The 17,025-nt window shown below is 64.5% G+C and carries 11 protein-coding genes; 6 read left to right on the top strand and 5 right to left on the bottom strand.

The features are described from left to right. Nucleotides 1-64: 64 nt before the first annotated feature. Nucleotides 65-1,093 (bottom strand): ABC transporter substrate-binding protein, encoded by a 1,029-nt coding sequence (locus tag KW835_RS07025; RefSeq protein ID WP_255593354.1) that lies wholly within the window; start codon nucleotides 1,091-1,093, stop codon nucleotides 65-67. Between the two features lie 260 nt (nucleotides 1,094-1,353). On the opposite strand from KW835_RS07025, the gene KW835_RS07020 reads away from it, so the two are divergent. From KW835_RS07020 to KW835_RS07005, 4 genes are all read left to right on the top strand, one after another. Further along, nucleotides 1,354-2,172 carry a class II aldolase/adducin family protein gene (locus KW835_RS07020; protein WP_218381646.1) on the top strand — a complete coding sequence of 273 codons (819 nt, stop codon included), beginning with the start codon at nucleotides 1,354-1,356 and terminating at the stop codon, nucleotides 2,170-2,172. Continuing rightward, nucleotides 2,169-3,323 carry an acyl-CoA dehydrogenase family protein gene (locus tag KW835_RS07015; protein ID WP_218381645.1) on the top strand — a complete coding sequence of 385 codons (1,155 nt, stop codon included), beginning with the start codon at nucleotides 2,169-2,171 and terminating at the stop codon, nucleotides 3,321-3,323. Before KW835_RS07020 ends, KW835_RS07015 begins: the two co-directional genes overlap by 4 nt. After that, nucleotides 3,320-4,339, top strand: coding sequence for an NAD(P)-dependent oxidoreductase (locus KW835_RS07010; RefSeq protein ID WP_218381644.1), 1,020 nt, complete (start codon nucleotides 3,320-3,322; stop codon nucleotides 4,337-4,339). The genes KW835_RS07015 and KW835_RS07010 overlap by 4 nt, the downstream gene beginning before the upstream one ends. 144 nt (nucleotides 4,340-4,483) lie before the next feature. Beyond that, on the top strand, nucleotides 4,484-5,443 hold the full coding sequence (locus KW835_RS07005) for an ABC transporter substrate-binding protein (protein WP_218381643.1): 960 nt from the start codon (nucleotides 4,484-4,486) through the stop codon (nucleotides 5,441-5,443). 681 nt (nucleotides 5,444-6,124) lie between these two features. Here the strand turns inward: KW835_RS07005 and KW835_RS07000 are convergent. Genes KW835_RS07000 through KW835_RS06985 form a run of 4 tightly spaced genes read right to left on the bottom strand, consistent with a single transcriptional unit; the run spans nucleotide 6,125 to nucleotide 12,935 of the window. Continuing rightward, nucleotides 6,125-6,856 (bottom strand): hypothetical protein, encoded by a 732-nt coding sequence (locus KW835_RS07000; RefSeq protein ID WP_218381642.1) that lies wholly within the window; start codon nucleotides 6,854-6,856, stop codon nucleotides 6,125-6,127. 11 nt (nucleotides 6,857-6,867) lie between these two features. Then, nucleotides 6,868-11,040: a neuraminidase-like domain-containing protein gene (locus tag KW835_RS06995; RefSeq protein ID WP_218381641.1), complete on the bottom strand. Its 4,173-nt coding sequence runs from the start codon at nucleotides 11,038-11,040 to the stop codon at nucleotides 6,868-6,870. Between the two features lie 26 nt (nucleotides 11,041-11,066). Next, nucleotides 11,067-12,677, bottom strand: coding sequence for an asparagine synthase-related protein (locus tag KW835_RS06990; protein ID WP_218381640.1), 1,611 nt, complete (start codon nucleotides 12,675-12,677; stop codon nucleotides 11,067-11,069). Nucleotides 12,678-12,722: 45 nt separating this feature from the next. Further along, nucleotides 12,723-12,935, bottom strand: a complete 213-nt coding sequence (locus KW835_RS06985; protein ID WP_218381639.1) for a hypothetical protein — start codon at nucleotides 12,933-12,935, stop codon at nucleotides 12,723-12,725. Nucleotides 12,936-13,349: 414 nt separating this feature from the next. Here KW835_RS06985 and KW835_RS06980 point away from each other — a divergent pair, with 414 nt between their 5' ends. Together KW835_RS06980 and KW835_RS06975 are read left to right on the top strand one after the other, a co-directional pair. Beyond that, the gene (locus tag KW835_RS06980) at nucleotides 13,350-14,549 is read left to right on the top strand and encodes an MFS transporter (protein ID WP_255593353.1); all 1,200 of its coding nucleotides are present in this window, start codon (nucleotides 13,350-13,352) and stop codon (nucleotides 14,547-14,549) included. Nucleotides 14,550-14,775: 226 nt separating this feature from the next. Next, entirely contained in the window at nucleotides 14,776-16,833 is a 2,058-nt protein-coding gene (locus tag KW835_RS06975) for a PAS domain-containing sensor histidine kinase (RefSeq protein WP_218381638.1), read from the top strand. The last annotated feature ends 192 nt before the right edge of the window (nucleotides 16,834-17,025 follow it).

Raw genomic sequence — 17,025 nt, 5'->3', positions numbered from 1 at the left:
GCCACGAAAAAAATGGCACGCGCTGGCGGTGTGTGGTGCGGCTGGCCCGGCCCTTGTTTGCCGCCTAAGCCGCCTTGTCCAGCGCCAGCGGCTGCAGCACGCTCTTGAAGCTGCGGTCCCACAGCGGCCCTACCTGCGCGGGGCCATCGAGCACGCCCAGCTGCAGGAAGGCGTCGGCCACGGCCTGGTGGCCCTTGACCACGGCGTCCTCCACGGGGCGCAGGTCGTAGTCGGTGCTGCGGTTGTTCCACAGCTCGATCAGGTCGCCCACGGGCACGCGGGTTTCGGCGGACTGGGCGCGGGCGTAGTCCAGGTAGTTGTTGTTGGCCCAAGCGTAGGCGCGGCGCAGGCGTTGCAGGTAGTCGCTGATGGCGGCGTGCCGGGCCGGGTCTTGCACCGCGCGCGGGTTGGCGTAGATGGGGAAGTTGCCCGACAGGTAGCCCTGGCCGGTCTTGAGCACGCGCGCGCCATAGCGCAGCCGCGCCAGCTGGCCGTTGTAGCCGTAGATGGCCCAGGCATCCAGGTCGCCCCGGTCGAAGGCCGAGAGCCCGTCGGCCGGTGTGAGGTTGATGGCGTTGATGTCGGCGAACGACAGGCCGGCCTCGGCAAGCTGGCGGCTCAGGTAGTAGTGCGATGTGGTGGCGCGCACGTAGCCCACGCGCTTGCCCTTCAGATCTGCGATGCGCTGGATGGGCGCGTCCTTGCGGGCCACGGTGACCTGGTTGTTCAGATCCTCGCGCACCACGGCGATGAAGCGCACCTGGGCCTTTTGCCGCGCGGCGAACAAGGCCGGGATTTCGCTCCCCGAGCCCAGGTCCAGCGCGTCGCCGTTCAGGGCCTCGATGTGCAGCACACCGTTGTTGAGCTCACGCCATTCGATGCGGTAGGGCGTGTTGCCCTGGCCGGATGCGGCGATGAGCGCGCGCCACAGGCCCTTGTAGGTGCCGATGCGCAGCGTCAATTGGGAGAGGTCTTGCGCGGGCGCGGCAGCCAGCGCGGCGGTGCCCGCCGTGGCGGCCCAGGCGGCGGCGCCCAGGCTGGCCTGCAGGAGGTGGCGGCGGTTCATCGGCAGGTGTGTCGGGGTGTCGGGCATGGCAGGTGTGTTCGGAGGGATCAATGGGACAGGCCGCGAGGTTCCGGCAAGCCCGGCCGCCGCGCAAAGACCGTTGCGTAGCATCGATATGCGGGAATTGCAGCGCGCGCGGAGCGCCACCAAAGGGGGGTGACCGGGGTGCGGCTGTTCATGCCAAAACCGTATTTGGTCACGCGGATTTCTTCGTTGGCGTGGCGCTGGGGTGCTTCTAAGGTGATCGGGGTCTCGTACTGCAACCCCACCGACCCGAAAGCCAACCGATGTCCGCCGTCCTCAAGCCCCTGCCCACCGCCCACCTTGCTGTGAACCCTGCGCCCCAGCGCAAGGACTGGTTCGACGCCCCGGCCCCGCGCCCCACGGTCGAGGCCGAACGCCGCCACCGGCAGGAGACGCTGGCCGTGGCCTTTCGGCTGTTCGCGCAGCAGGGCTTCGACTACGGCCTGGCCGGCCACATCACCGCGCGCGATCCTGAATGGGAGGACCATTTCTGGGTCAATCCGCTGGGCGTGCATTTCTCGCAGATCAAGGTGTCCGACCTGCTGCTCGTCAACTCGGCCGGCGAGATCGTCATCGGCCAGGGCCCGCTCAACCGCGCGGCCTTTGCCATCCACGCTGCGCTGCACGAAACGCGGCCGGACATTGTGGCGGCCGCTCACACCCATTCCACCTATGGCAAGGCCTGGGCGGCGCTGGGCCGCAAGCTCGATGCACTCACGCAGGACTCGTGCATCTTCTACGAGGACCACGCGCTGTTCGACGACTTCACGGGCGTGGTGCTGGAGACCGACGAAGGATTTCGCATCGGCAAGGCGCTGGGCACGCAGAAGGCCGTGATCCTGCAGAACCACGGCATCCTCACGGCGGGGCCTTCGGTGGAGGCCGCTGCATGGTGGTACATCGCGCTGGAGAACGCCTGCCAGGCGCAGCTGCTGGCCGAGGCTGCGGGCACGCCCAAGCCCATCCCGCACGAGATCGCGCAGCGCACGCATTCGCAGATCGGCGGCCCGGGCGGCGCGCAGTTCGCGTTCAAGAGCCTGTTCGACATCATCGTGCGCGAGCAGCCCGAGGTCCTGCAGTGAATGCGCCGCTGACCTGGGGCCAGGCGGCGCGCGCGCTGGCGGTGGAGTTTGGTGCGAGGGCCGCAGTGCATGACCGCGACGGCAGCTTTCCGCACGCCAACTTCGCCGAGCTGCAGCAGGCCGGCCTGCTGGCCCTGGCCGCGCCGCGCTCGCTGGGCGGGCAGGGCGCCTCGGCCGCACAGCTGGCCGAGGTGATCGGCGCCATCGGGCAGGGCTGCCCGGCCACGGCGCTGGTGCTGACCATGCAGTACATCCAGCAGCGCGGCATGGGCCGCCCCGGCTCGCCGTGGCCGCAGGCGCTGGCGCAGCAACTGGTGCATGAATCGCTGAACGAGGTCTCGCTGATCAACGCCCTGCGCGTGGAGCCCGAGCTGGGCTCGCCCGCGCGTGGCGGCCTGCCGGCCACGGTGGCGCGGCACACGGCCGAGGGCTGGCGCATCAGCGGGCACAAGGTGTATTCCACCGGCGCACCCATCCTGCGCTGGTACGTGGTGTGGGCCCGCACGGACGAGGCCACGCCGCGCACCGGGGCCTTCCTGGTGCGCGCAGGCTCGCCCGGCATCCGCATCGACAACACCTGGGACCACCTGGGCCTGCGCGCCAGCGGCAGCCACGACGTGCATTTGCAGGATGTGCTGATCCCCTATGCCCACGCGCTGGACCTGCGCCTGCCGCAGGACTGGGCGCGCGGCGAGCCCACCATGCAGGCCGAGATGACGGTGATGCTGGCGGCGCTGTACACCGGCGTGGCGAAGGCCGCGCGCGACTGGCTGGTGCAGTTCCTGCGCGAACGCGTGCCCGCCAGCCTGGGCGCGCCCCTGGCCAGCCTGCCGCGCGCGCAGGAGGCGGTGGGCCGCATCGAAGGCCTGCTGCTCACCAATGACCGCCTCATCGCCAGCCTGGCCCAGGACCTTGATGCCGGCACGCTCGTGCCGGCGGTGGACAGCGGCCTGGTGAAGGCCCTGGCCACGCGCAACGCCATCGAGGCCGTGCAGGCCGCGCTGGAGCTGAGCAGCAACCACGGCCTGGCCCGCAAGAACCCGCTGGAGCGCCACTTGCGCGACGTGCTGTGCGGCCGCGTGCACACGCCGCAGGACGACAGCGCCTACGTCGCGGCGGGCCGCCGGGCGCTGGCCGTGGGGGCTGCATGAACGCGGTGCTCGCGCCGCGCCCGCTCGTCATGCTGAACCAGACCGGTGCCGAAGCGGATGTGCTGGTGGGCTCTGCGGGGCTACCGGTAGCCCTGGCGGCCGATTCCGACACGCCGCCCTGGCTGCGCGCCCACGATGTGGATGTGCTCTTCACGGGCCCGCGCAATGGCTGGCGCAATGCCCCTGCAACCGCCCCTGCGGGTTGGCCCGGCCGCCTGCAATGGGTGCATGTGGCGTCGGCCGGCATCGACTTCTTTCCGCCGTGGCTGCTGCAGGTGCCGCAAGTGACCTGCTCGCGCGGCGTGGCGGCCGTGCCCATTGCCGAATACGTGCTGACCGCGCTGCTGTCACACCAGCGTGGGTGGGATGCCCTGCGCGTGGCCGGAGCCGGGCCTTGGCGCGAGACCTTTGCGCGGGTGGACCAGCACCTGCCTGGCACGCTGCAGGGGCGGGCGCTGGGCGTTGCGGGCTATGGCGCCATCGGCCGCGAAGTGGCGCGGCTGGCGCGGGCGTTCGGCGTGCGGGTCACGGTGCTGCGCCGCGGCGTTGCACTGGTGGAGGAGGGCGGCAGCCACGGTGGCGGCCATGGCGAGATCGGGCGTGTGCACACCGTGGATTCCATAGAGAAGCTGCTCGCGGCCTCGGACCACCTGGTGCTGGCCCTGCCGATCACCGCGCAGACCTACCACCTGATCAATGCCGCCCCCCTGGCGCATGCCAGGCCCGGATTGCACCTTGTGAACATCGCTCGTGGTGCGCTGGTGGACCAGCAGGCGCTGCTGCACGCGCTGGATGACGGACGCCTGTCAGGCGCCACGCTGGACGTCACCGACCCCGAGCCGCTGCCCGAGGGGCATCCCCTGTACTGCCACCCGCGCGTGCGCCTTACGCCGCATGTGTCGTGGGCTGCGCAGGGTGCGGCGGAGCTCACGGCGCGCAAGTTCATGGCCAACCTGGCCCGGCATGTGGCAGGGCAGCCGCTGGAAGACGTGGTGGACGCTGCACGCGGCTACTGAGCGCCGGCCCTGGCGGAATCGGGGCGTGCATGCGAAAACCGCATATGAATGGTCGCAAGCCTTCGTTGGTGTGGCGGGCGGCGGGTGTTGCAATCCTTCAAAGACCACCTTCTGTTTTGACCATTCTGTTCCTCACACACCACCATGCTGCGCCGCCAATTCCACCATCTGCTGACCGCCTCTGTCGCCGCCAGCTCCTTTCTCTCGCCCGTGCTCACCCATGCCCAGACGTCGTCGCGCGTGCTGCTGCGCGCGGGGGACCAGAAGGGCGGCCTGCAGGCGCTGCTCGACGCGGCAGGCGAACTGAAAAACCTGCCCTATGACATCAAGTGGAGCGAATTCCCGGCGGCAGCGCCCCTGGCCGAGGCGCTCAATGCCAATGCCGTGGACTTCGGCCCCATCGGCGACGCGCCGCTGCTGTTCACCCTGGCGGCAGGCAGCCGGGTCAAGGCGTTTGCGGCCAGCCGGTCGGACGCCTACGGCACCGCCGTGCTGGTGGCCCCCAACTCGCCGCTCAAGTCAGCGGCCGATCTCAAAGGCAAGAGCATTGCCACCAACCGGGGCTCCATCGGCCACTTCGTCACGCTCAAGGTGCTGGAATCGGCCGGCCTCAAGGCCGACGACGTGCAGCTGCGCTTCATTCCGCCGCCTGACGCCAAGCTCGCGCTCACCCAGGGCTCGGTGGACGCCTGGGCCACCTGGGAGCCCTACACGGCGCTGGCCGAAACGAGTGGCCATGCGCGCGTGCTGGTCAGTGGCCGCGGGCTGTGGACGGGCCTGTCCTTCCTGGCTGCCACCGATGCGGCGCTGGCCGAAAAGCGCGCCGTGCTGCAGGACTTCAAGGACCGCGTGGCGCGCGCGCAGGTCTGGTCGTACCAGAACTCCAAGTCGTTCGGCCAGTCGCTGGCCCGCATCATCGGCATCCCGGCCGACGCTGCGCAACTGCAGTTCGACCGGCGCGCCACCCGCTGGCAGGACATCGATGCACAGGTGCTGGCCGACCAGCAGAAGACGGCGGATTTTTATCTGGCTGCAGGCCTCATCAAGCAGCGCCTGGATGTGCGGGGCACGTTCGATACCAGCTTCAATGTGGGCAAGGGTTGAGAACGTGAGCCGGTTCTAAAAAACTTCATGGGCGCCCCTGGCAAGCCAAGCAGGGTCGCAAGGGGCTGCATTCGCAGAACCTGCGCTGCAGTCGATTCAGGAAACATCAGCCCGAAGCAAGCGGTTCCAGCCATCGCGTCAAGCCAGGCCGCAGTGGGTGTTCTTCAGGGCATGCCTCTGTCGGGAATCGCGTTTTCGTGGCGACTGCGCACCCGCAGGCAGCACATACCTTGCCGTCCAATCGGCGCACCAGTGCGTAGGCCAACTTGGGAGGAGCATCCATCAAGTTCGGACAGCTCTCGCAAGCGGCTCTTCGCCGATCCACCGCCTCTGGTGGAAGCGTAGCAAACCCTGCAGAAGCCCATCGCCCCATCGCGTTGGCCAGCCCGCGTGCAAGCATTCCATTGGAAAGCGATTGAATTGGCTTCGGAGATGGTGACGGCGCAGAATCAAGCAGCGCTCGCAGCAATGGAGGGTGCCGGCGTCCTGCGAACAGCCGCTTTGCATAGTCGTCATCGTGCGCCACCCTTTGCAACACCTCACGGGAGACGGGGGCATCGAGACCCAATGCATCGCCAAGCTCCTGGCAATGCCTTTCCCAATCGATGTTCTCAGGCATCATCGAGCGGACCGAGTCTGGCAGAGGTGACATCTGTGTAGTCATGCTTGTCTGCCTGGTGTTCAAATGCTGCTGGCCTCTACGAGGCGGAAGTTCACCACCGAATGCTCTCGGTCCAATGAAGACCCATCGGACGCGCGCAGATTGCTCACGGCAATGGAAAACTCCTGTTCGACATCCTGTGGAAACCTTACCGTCAATAGAGCGCGGGTAGGATCCAGCGGATCGACCATTGCCGTCAGCACGCTGCTTACGGGGGTGATGGTGTATCTGGTCACATCAGTGACTGTTGAAGCTTTGAGCGGCAGATTGAAGGCGAGCTCAAGGCCCGCAGTGTCTGCCACAGACAGCGCCTGGGCCGATAGCAATTGCAACGCACCGGGGACAGGCGCACCAGCGCAATAAGGCAAGTTCTTGCCCGATTGCGCGTCCTTGAGCGATTGGATGCGGCAAGCTATGGAAGGCTCTTCGCAACGGTCAGACCCTCCGCGGTTGTCCTTTTGAATGCTTTCGAACAACTCGCACACCTGTTTGATCCCGCTCTTGAGATAGGGTGTTGAGTTGCCGTAGAAGGTCTGGTTGATGATGTAGCCTGCAGAGAAGTGATCCGCCTGCCCGGTGCAAGCGTATCCAGCCTCATCAGAGGGAGAACCGCCGATGAAGCGCCCGATTCCATGGCCCAGGATCAGGGCCAACCCTTCTTGTTCAAGGCACTTGGCGCGCACAAGGGCCCCTGACACCACGACCACGTTCAGTCCGTAGGCGCGAAACGCGAACAGGTTCGGCTCCGTCATCTCCCATTGCGTCACGATATGCACGCCCGGATACAGCCCCTTGTAGAGACGGACCAGATAGTCGAAGTTTGGCAGGTTGTACCCACTGGAGGGGGGAGCAATATCTGCAAACTCTTTGATGTCGTCGGCCTGCGCTTTATTGACGTACCGAACTGCATCATCAGGAAGCGCCACACGGTTGCCACCCAGCTATCACCATCGACATCGCGGAACGAGTAGCTGATGGTCGCCTGGTATGAAGCGCTGTTGGCGGACACAGCGACCGTACCGCCCTCGGGAGCGCGGATTTCCGATGTGGAGACGCGGCGAAGATGCACCCAGAACAGAAACAGCCTGCCAAACGCATAGACCGGAGCAATGTGGGGAGAGTCGATGGTGACGTTGATCTTTGCCCACTCTGTCCAGACACCTTCACCGGTCTTGGCCGCGTGGTAGTAGGTGTAGGGCTCGTCGCGGGTGCGTGCAAAGAGGAAAAGGGTCTGGGTTCCGGAAGCTTCGTCATCCTGCCGCTGACAACGGTATGCATCCACGAACGTGAGCGTGGTGATGGGTTCCAAGCCGGCGAGATAGTCGCGGTATGCCCTGGCCACGGCCCCATCGTCGACATTGGCCTGTAGCAGGGACTCCTCCAGCGCCTTGAAGACGGTCGTCTTGTTGCGCCTGACGGACGGAACGAGATAGTTCTCCGGGTACAGAAAGATTTTGCGGTTTGCCTCCCAGACGCGGTAGTTCATCATCCAGTCCCACCAGGCATCTGGAATGGCAAGCTTTTCAACCCCCGCTTCCAGGTTCAAGCGGCAGCGCTGCAAGTACAACTGCAAGGCGCTCAGGCCTTCGACGACCAGGGACGTGCTGGCGCAACCTCCGGTCTTTACATCGACGAGAAGGAATGCGTAAAGACGCGCGCTGCTATCGATGTCGGCAAATCGTTCCCGGATTTTCCACAGGACAACACCCTCGAGCATGTCGCGGCGCGCTTCGTTGAGTTTGGAGACTGCCACTGCGTCGACGGCTGGCCAGGCCTGCTCCGTGAACCGTGTCGATGCCAGAGTGGCCACAGAGGACGCTGTTCTTCGCCAGATGTTCCAGGCAGCCTCGTTGGCATCTTGCACGGGCAGGTTTTGCAGCACCAGGATGTCGTGCGCGAAACGCATGTCGGCGTTGATGCTGCCCAGCACAGAGAAGGCCGCGCTCATCCGCAAGATGCCCGGAACTGTGTTGTAGAGGTCAGCCCCATTGCCAACACGATCAGCCACTTCCGTGATCTGCTCAGGTGCCCAGCCGGTCAGATCGGACAATGCCAGGAGCTTGGTCCGCTCACCATTGACTGGATCCGGTGCAAGCGCCAGATAGCCAAGGAACTCCTGCACGGGGCAGTTGAGTTGCAGCAGCAGGCCCTTGTAGTCCACAAGCGCTTGGATATCTGCTGCCCCAGGTTGCGCAAGATCATGCAGTCCGAAGGCTTCGGGCATGGCTGTGATGGCTTGCACTTCCGCTGGTTCCAGTAGCAGCTTCTCGCAGGCGAAGAGTAGGCGGCGCAATACCTGCGCACTTTTTTCAAGTTCGTTCCAGGCTTTCGTGTTCTGCCCTACGGGCATGAAGAACTGAGCCAGCCAAGGTCGCCGACCATGCAGAACCTGGTCAAAGAACGACACAGCGGCCTGCAGCATTTGCGAGCTGGATCCGATCAGATCGGCGAGCTGTTCGGTTAAGAACGACAGCTGACCGTCGTAAGTGCGGTTCAAGGCCCGAGCCACTGCCGCGATCTGCTCGGAGTCCAGCAACTTACTGAGGAACTTGAGTTCGCCCACCCCCACACGCATCAGAACCAGTGCGATGCCACGCCCTGGGCCTAGCCCCATGACTGTCTTGTACGCTGGCCCCATCTGCAGCAAGAGTTCGGGCCGTGTGCTGGCAAGCAGTGAGTAAGTCTGAACAGACTCTTGGATATCCAGCAGATCGCCCGCAAACGATGCCGGCGTGATCAGGGTAGGCATCGCCTGGGCCCACAACGTCTTTACGCCGTTGTACGGCAACGCTGGCTTTTGCAATGCAGGTACACCGCTGGCATCGCCACGCACGATCAGATCCACCACGGCAGGCGTGAGCCCCGCGCCCGAAAGAGCCCGCGAACTCGTCAAAAGTAATTCCAGCCGGGACGCAGGCCAGGGATCGCGTGCATCCATGGAGTGCTGCGCCAAGAGCCTTTTCAAACCATTGGCTGTCAGCCGCAGGAATTTCATCAGCGTTGCGGCGCGGAAGAACAAAGTGAGGGTTGGCACGTCCAGCACTACGGTGTCACCGGAGTCGAAGAACAGCGCCGTAACGGCCGTCAGCTCTTCATCGCTCAGCCCCAGCGCCGCGGCCAGACGCATGCGCCCAAAACCGCAAGACACGGTTTCGGATCCATCGGCCGCCATGCTGCTGGGGGTGTCGCGGTACAAAGGGTTCGCCGCATAGAGTGGGTGATAGGGGCGCGTCCCGCGCAGCTGGTCCGGTCGATTGAAGACGCGGTCGAACAGACTGCCGCTCGGCCCGCCTGTCACATGGCTGTTGGTCGTCTTGATGTCGTGCCAGAAGGCACATGCAATATCCCACGGTGCATTTCCCAAGGATTGGCGCACCTGCACGGCATTGGCCAGCGCGATGAGCGAGTCGGCCGCGATGTCGTGAATCCCCAGGCTGGATAGTGCCCAATCAAGATCCGAGGCAGCGACCCCAGTCCACTCGGACAGTCTGAAAAAGCGATGGATGCGGTCTAGCGTTTTTTCATTCAGGTTCGTGACCGTCTGCTTTCCCTCGTCATCGGTCTGGACGTCGACGTAGTGCTTGTCGGCGAGCGGAGCATTGATGAAAAGGTCATGAGCCATCCCGGCCGCAATCTCGTCAGATTCCAAGTTCTGCAGAAGGAACTCCGGAAGCGATTCGCGAGACATGCCGGTGTGCTGGCGAAACAGCGCGGCATCAGCCAGCACCGAGAGCGGCTGCGCGTCACCCAGACCGTAGGCTGACTTCAGATAGCTGGCGGACGTGTCCGTGTTGGTCACGACAAAAGCCTGCTCTGTGGAGAGTGACAGGGCCTCGCGCGCGATAAAGGCCGTGTCAAGACCCACCGTGCAGGTTTCGAACCTGGATCCTGCGGCCCAATCCCGGTTCACAACGCCTGTAGCCGTAAGTGCATCCCAAGACTGCACGACACGCAACTGCTCGGCACCGCTGTTGTCCGTGACGCAGAGCACAGCGCCCGCCAGATTGACTGGAGGGCCTGACAACTCGAGGGTGAATGTGTTCTCCGTATGGGATTGGACCAGCGCGCCAAAGCGTGGTCGCTCGAACGCGCGAAATACGTCAGCCAGTGAGACATTGACCGATGCCAGATACTGCCGAACCTCCAGGAGCGGGACGTTGCCAGGCAGTTGAAGGGGATAGATTTGTGTTGCCAGGCGCTTGAACACGTCTGAGGTCCCAAGCTCAGTGCGCGCACGCTCTTCCAGCACGGTGTTCACGATCTGGAGCGTGGGAACCAAGGTATTCGTGTTCGCACAGTCCAGGCGCAAGGAAAAAAGGTCTTTGCGCCGTGACTCCAGGGTTTGATTCGCGGCGATTTTGTTCGGCTGCGTCACATAGCGATCGATGATCCTCATGAGGTCAACGAAGTACGCCGCAGGTCCAAAAACCGACCTGCAATGTTCACAGCTGCAGTAGTCCTGAGGACCAAAGAGCGCCTCGTAGTCAGGAAGACTTGAGAAGAAGTCGACCAGCCGGCTGTCCGCCGTGTGAGAGGCGATGCCTTGCGCAGTCTTCGAGCTGACAGCGCCATGAACTGCTGCCCACAGATGAGTCGCCTGGCCCTTGACTGTTTGTGCCCGGCGATGAAGGTCACGCGCTTGGCGGGCGCCTTCGGGAAAGGCGTCCTGGTTGGTGTCCACCCATAAATCCTCCGATACGGCGGCGATGGAATGGGCAGAGTCAAAGCCCCTTTGGCGCAGCAGGCTGGCGACTGCATGGTCTGAGCCTAGGCGCAAAAGGCGCTGCGTGGATTTGAGGGACTGGACGACGCCGTTGGACGCTCCCACAGACCGGGCCAGTCCATCCACGGCATCCCGTGAAAGAAAGTCGAACGACTCGATATCGAAGTCCGGATGGTGCTGCAGAAAATTCGCTACTTCCGATGACGCGTTCATACCGGCTCCTTGTTCCTGGGAGAGACCTATGCGGCGGATCGTGAGCGCTCCAGTGCCCGCACGGTAAGTTCAAGAACTGCCGCGCCGAGAATCGAATCACCCCATTGGCCATCGCGGTCAGCGCAATAGTCTTCGTAGGTGCGAAGCAAATCCGATCTTTCTACGAGGCCCATCGCCGCAAGCCTTGAGTCGCTGAAAATGCTCTGGAGCAAATTGCGAGAACGGTGCTTCAACGACTGCTCCATGACGTCGCAGAACGATTCCTTGACTTGTGGAAACGCGACTTCCTGCGAGCATCCCCGCTGCAGCAGGTAGCGTCGTTGCAGTGCGCGACCGTAGCGCCATTCGAAAGGCAGACTCCGACAGAACCAAACGAGTTCGGGCGTGAAATATGGATTGACCGGCCATACGCCGCGGCGCAGGAAGCAGGTGGTGCCGCTGGCCGCCGCCTCCAGTGCGCTCAGCTCCGTTGCGGGTCGAGGCGCTTCATCCAGACATTTCGCCGTCGCGTGATAGGCATCAAGACCCGCAGGCGTGAGGAACGGCGGAAAACCATCGCCATCCGTTTCGGGGGGATCGTCGTCAGGTTTCGATATGCCGTGCATCTGAAGTTCGCGCCAGGTCACGGCCGATATTTCGTCGCCTCCGGCTCCGGTGAACATCACATCCATTCCGTCTGCACGGGCCTGGTCGAGCAGTGCGCCAAGCGCCTCGTCGTAGTACTCGCCCCAGGGCACGTGAGATGTGCCCTGCACACGCTGGCTTCCAGATAGGAACGGCAAGTGATCCTCGGCCGGAATGTGGTGGTCGTTGGCTCCGGCCAGAGCTGCCACTTCATCCCGGCGGATGGACTGCCACCTGCCATTTTCTCCAGGCATGACAAGGCCGTAGCTGCGCAGTCCATGTCGGCTTTCCTTGGCGCCCACCAGTGCCACCACGGATGAATCCAGGCCTCCACTCAGCTGTGTCGCCATCGGCCTGTCATCGGTGAGCCAACGACGCATCGAAGCTGCCAGGATGGACTCGAACATACCCAGGACATCTGCGTCAGCGCGCAGCTCTTTTGCTGCGGGACGCGCCACTCGCGGCGGGTAGTCGATGCGAAGGTCTCCTGCAAGCCCGTTCCAGAAGGCTTCCGATCGCTCTGTGAGCTGGGATATTTCCGGGAAAAGCGTCACGCGTGAATACGGGCACCCCAGCCCCACCAGATAGTGGCTGGCTCTGCCGAAATCTATGGAGGATCGGACATGCGTGTATAGGTTTGCGACGTCCCAATCCGCGTACAGGATGCCGGGTCTTCCGAGGACGTACAGGGGGGCGACAGCCCATTCTCCCGAGTAGATGGAAACGGCGGCGGCGCACCGATCGATGATCAACGTGACATGATTCAGCGGCCAGCGCTTGGCCTCGTGCACGGCGGAGTCGAATTCATCGTCGGACACATCGCGCAGTGGTGAGACCTCAAGCGCGGAAACTCCGCGCCGCAGGTGTTCACGCACCACAAATGCCATGCGCCCTTTCGTACGGAATGCCAACGTTTCAATGATTCGATGGCTGTACGGCTTGACATAGCTTTGGCCACAGTACCATCCGGTTTCATCGGCATGCCAATCTTTGGCAAGATCTTCAGCCGTCAAGTTGCAGCTAAGCATGGAGCGTCATCTGTGATGTGTGTTGACAGCTCAGCCCTTTTTCTTGGTTCCCGAATCCGAGGAACCTTTGATCTTCGGTGGTGGATCAGCTCGGAAGCCCTGCGTGTCCCCGTGACTCCTGCTTTTGGTCAAGGGGCCCGGTGCCGAGGAATCCTCCGCAGGTTCATCACCTGCTGATTGGACGAAGAGTTCTGAACCATCGGGCACATCTTGTTCGAGCCCTGAACTGATCATTGCTTGCATCGCTCTCTCCTGAAGTTCACTTTCAATGAAAGTGCCGGAAGCCCCGGTTAGGTTGAAGGGAGTGCCAGCTTATGCGTGCATTTTTTTTGACCAAGCTCCTTTTTTGCACTTGACAGTGCGTAGTTCGCCTGACCTGCGGCGCGTTCTCGCCTGTGCAGCGATGCATTCGGTACGCTGGGCTTCGCGGGGATGAAACTCCATGGTCACCCAATCTTCGCCACAGCGAGGCTTCGACATGCTCACCCCGAACGGCTCAAGGATCCATCGGCCCAGGCGCGCCCCTTGCCCGTTCACGCTTGTCGAAGCGACGCACATCGCGCCATGAAGCCAAATGCAGGCTCAGACCTTCAACCCCCGGGGTGCATAGCGCTCCGCGCCAGCGCCCTTGCGCCAGCCGCACCACAATCGGGTGATATGACCTCTTCCTCCACGATGCTGCGGCTCATCAGCCTGGCGGCCTTTTGCAGCATGGCATCCATGCGCGTGTGCGACCCCATGCTGGTGGCGCTGTCCCTCGAATACAGGATCACCACCGGAGATGCCTCCGCCGTCATCGCCGCGTTTGCCGTGGCCTACGGCGTGCTGCAATTGGTGTACGGCCCGCTGGGCGATCGCATCGGCAAGGTGCGCGTGATCATCGGCGCCACGGCGGCCTGCGCGGTGTTCAGTGCCGTCACGGCGTTGGCGCAGAGCTTCACGCTGCTGGTGGTGGCGCGCGCCGCCATGGGCGCGGCAGCGGCGGGGATCATTCCGCTGTCGATGGCCTGGATAGGCGATGAGGTGGCCTACGAGCAGCGTCAGGAGACCCTGGCGCGCCTCATGGTCGCCACCGTTACCGGGATGATGGCGGGCCAGTGGTTCGGAGGATTGGCCACTGAGACGCTGGGCTGGCGTTCCGCGCTGGGTGCCTTGGCCGTGCTGTTCTTTGCCGCCGCCGCGCTGCTGCTGCGGCATGCCCGCGCCAGCGGGGCGCTGCGCACGCAGGCAGTGCAGGGTGCGGCGGCCTTCTCGCTGGGCAGCTACCTGGCGGGAACAATGGCTTTGTTGCGCATGGAGCGTGTGCGATGGGTGCTGGCGGTGGTGGCCATCGAGGGTGCGCTGGCATTCGGCACTCTGGCCTTCGTGCCGGCGCGCATGGTCGACGGCTTTGGTCTGTCGGCCGCGGCCGCGGGCGGCGTGATGGTGCTTTACGGTGTGGGTGGCCTCATCTACAGCGTGTTCGCGCGGCGCTGGCTGGCCGCGCTGGGCGAGCGGGGCCTGGCCGTCACGGGCGCCACGCTGATCGCCGTGGGTCTGCTGTCGCTGGCCTGGGCGCCGGTGGTGGGTTGGGCGATGCTGGGCTGCTTCATGGCGGGCATCGGCTTTTACATGCTGCACAACACGCTGCAGGTGCAGGCCACTCAGATGGCGCCGCAGGCGCGGGGAGCGGCGGTGACGATGTTCGCGTGCCTTCTGTTCCTGGGCCAGTCCACCGGGGTCCTGATAGTGGCCTTCAGCGTGGACCGTGGCTGGCTTGCGCCCGTGTTCTCCGTCGCGGCACTGGGCGTGTTCGTGCTTGGCCTGATGGTCTCGCGCCGCGTGCAGGCAAGGGGCGCGGCGGCGGTAGGCGCCTGAGACACACCGAAGAACGGCACGAACCGGCGTCCACTCTCCACCCCGGCGGGCTGCCGGGAACTTCAGCCGGGAGCGGTTTCGCTTGTAGACTCCCAAGAGGCCGCGTTCGGCGGGTGGGCCAGCCGGCCGGCCGGCCTGCGGGGACCGCTGAAAGCAACTCACGGGCCCACAGAACCACCATGGACACCCTACCAAGACACAGTCGCCGGGCCGCCAATTCATTGCCATGACCGATTTCTTTTCGTCCGCCCCCGCTGGATTTCCGCGCGCCCCTGGCGCGGCGAGCGACAAGATCCGGCGCTATGACTGGGCGCGCCACCCGCTCGGCCCGGTGCAGGGCTGGCCACGCGCCTTGCTCTTTGCGGTGGAGATGGTGCTGGCGTCAGACTTTCCCAAATGCCTGATGTGGGGCGAGCACCGCTACTGCTTCCACAACGATGCATTTCGCACCATTCTGGGTGACAAGCCCGATGCGTTGGGCCGCCCGGTGCAGGAGGTGTGGAGCGAGGTGTGGGACGTGATCAGCCCCATCGTGGACAAGGCATTCCGGGGCGAATCCACGTTTGTGGAGGATTTCCCTCTCACCATCAACCGCCACGGCTACGACGAGGAGGCGTACTTCACCTTCTGCTACAGCCCTGTGCGCGATGACACCGGCGTCGTGGTGGCCATGATGGACACGGTGATCGAGACCACCGGCAAGGTGATTGCCGAGCGGGGCCTGCGCGAGGCTGCGGCGTCGCTGGAGCAGCAGGTGGCCGAGCGCACCGCCGACCGCAACCGCCTGTGGCTGGGGTCCGACGCGCTGCTGATGGTGACGCGTTTCGACGGCCAGATCGTGGCGGTGAATCCGGCCTGGACCTCCGTGCTCGGCTGGACCGAACAGGAGACCGTGGGCCGCCAGGTGCAGGCCTTTGCCCACCCGGACGACGAGCCCACGCTGATGGGCGAGCTCAACTCACTGCAGAAAGGCGCCCCCAAGCGCCAGGGCACGCTGCGCTACCGCCACCGTGACGGCACCGATCGCTGGGTGGCCTGGACGGCCGCCCCGGCCGATGGCTTCATCCAGGCGGTGGGCCGCGACGTCACTGAAGAGCGCGCGCAGGCCGAGGCCCTGCGCAGCGCGGAGGAGCAGTTGCGCCAGAGCCAGAAGATGGAGGCGCTCGGGCAGCTCACGGGCGGCATCGCGCACGACCTCAACAACATGCTGCAGGGTATCGTGCTGCCGCTGCAGCTCATCCGCCAGCGCATCGCCCAGGGCCGCGAGGCAGAGGCCGGCAAGTACATCGACGCGGGTCTGGCCGCCGCCAAGCGTGCGGGCGCGCTCACGCAGCGGCTGCTGGCGTTCTCGCGCCGCCAGCCGCTGGATTCGCGCCCCGTGGACCTGGCCGCGTCGCTGGCGAGCCTGGAGACCATCGTGCGCAGCACCTGTGGCGAGAACATCGCGCTGCAAATGGCCTTGCAGCCCGACCTGTGGCCAGCGTACACCGACGTTCACCAGTTCGACAACGCGGTGCTGAACCTGTGCATCAACGCGCGGGACGCCATGCCCGAGCGCGGCACCCTGCGCATCGAGGCCGACAACGTGAACCTGGAGGCGTCGGGGGACAATTCCGTGCCGGGGCTGGATGCGGGCGAGTACGTCCGCGTGACCGTGAGCGATACCGGCGTCGGCATGTCCGCCGATGTGATGGCCCGCGCGTTCGACCCGTTTTTCACCACCAAGCCGCTGGGGCAGGGCACGGGCCTGGGGTTGTCGATGATCTACGGCTTCATGCGCCAGTCCGGCGGGCTGGCGGTGCTTGAAAGCACGGTGGGGCAGGGTACGCGGGTGTCGCTGTATTTCTGCCGCTCACGCGCCGAAGCCGCGGCCGAGCGCGCCGATCCGGCCCCCATGCTCACCAGCCCGCGCCGACCTGACTCGGCGCTCGTGGTGGAGGACGACGACACCGTGCGCGTCCTGGCGGTGGAACTGCTGCGCGACAACGGCTTTTACGTGATGGAGGCCGCCTCGGGCAGCGCCGCGATGGCGCTGCTGTCGGGCGCCGTGCACTTCGACCTGCTGGTCTCCGACGTGGGCCTGCCCGGCCCCAACGGCCGTCAGGTGGCCGACTACGCGCGCGAGAAGCTTCCCGCGATCAAGATCATCCTCATGACGGGCTACGCCGAGCAGGCGGCCATGAACCCCCAGTTCCTGGGCGCGCAGATGGAACTGCTTGTCAAGCCCTTCGACGCCCAGGCGCTGGTGAACAAGGTGCTCTCGGTGATGGGGGGCGGCGGGTAGCGGCCACAAGGCAGATGCCGCAGCGGCATGGGCAAAAATGCCTGATGCCGCACTTCAGTCAAGCGCTTGAAGCTATGAATTTCATAGCTACTGCGTTTTTTTGCTCGCCATATAAGCAATTCATCTAATCAATCGATTTTTTGATCGTTTGAGATATTAAGCTGCGCCGATACATTTCCTGCATCCCTTTTT

It is taken from the genome of Acidovorax sp. sic0104, assembly GCF_019219095.1.
Lineage (GTDB): Bacteria > Pseudomonadota > Gammaproteobacteria > Burkholderiales > Burkholderiaceae_C > Acidovorax.
The sequence above is the reverse complement of the archived record's forward strand: the minus strand, read 5'-3'. Positions and strand labels throughout refer to the sequence as shown.

Coding starts and splice junctions, on each gene's coding strand:
- KW835_RS07025 (WP_255593354.1), bottom strand. CDS start 1,093: ATGCCCGACACCCCGACACACCTGCCGATGAACCGCCGCCACCTCCTG.
- KW835_RS07020 (WP_218381646.1), top strand. CDS start 1,354: ATGTCCGCCGTCCTCAAGCCCCTGCCCACCGCCCACCTTGCTGTGAAC.
- KW835_RS07010 (WP_218381644.1), top strand. CDS start 3,320: ATGAACGCGGTGCTCGCGCCGCGCCCGCTCGTCATGCTGAACCAGACC.
- KW835_RS07005 (WP_218381643.1), top strand. CDS start 4,484: ATGCTGCGCCGCCAATTCCACCATCTGCTGACCGCCTCTGTCGCCGCC.
- KW835_RS07000 (WP_218381642.1), bottom strand. CDS start 6,856: ATGACGGAGCCGAACCTGTTCGCGTTTCGCGCCTACGGACTGAACGTG.
- KW835_RS06995 (WP_218381641.1), bottom strand. CDS start 11,040: ATGAACGCGTCATCGGAAGTAGCGAATTTTCTGCAGCACCATCCGGAC.
- KW835_RS06985 (WP_218381639.1), bottom strand. CDS start 12,935: ATGCAAGCAATGATCAGTTCAGGGCTCGAACAAGATGTGCCCGATGGT.
- KW835_RS06980 (WP_255593353.1), top strand. CDS start 13,350: ATGACCTCTTCCTCCACGATGCTGCGGCTCATCAGCCTGGCGGCCTTT.
- KW835_RS06975 (WP_218381638.1), top strand. CDS start 14,776: ATGACCGATTTCTTTTCGTCCGCCCCCGCTGGATTTCCGCGCGCCCCT.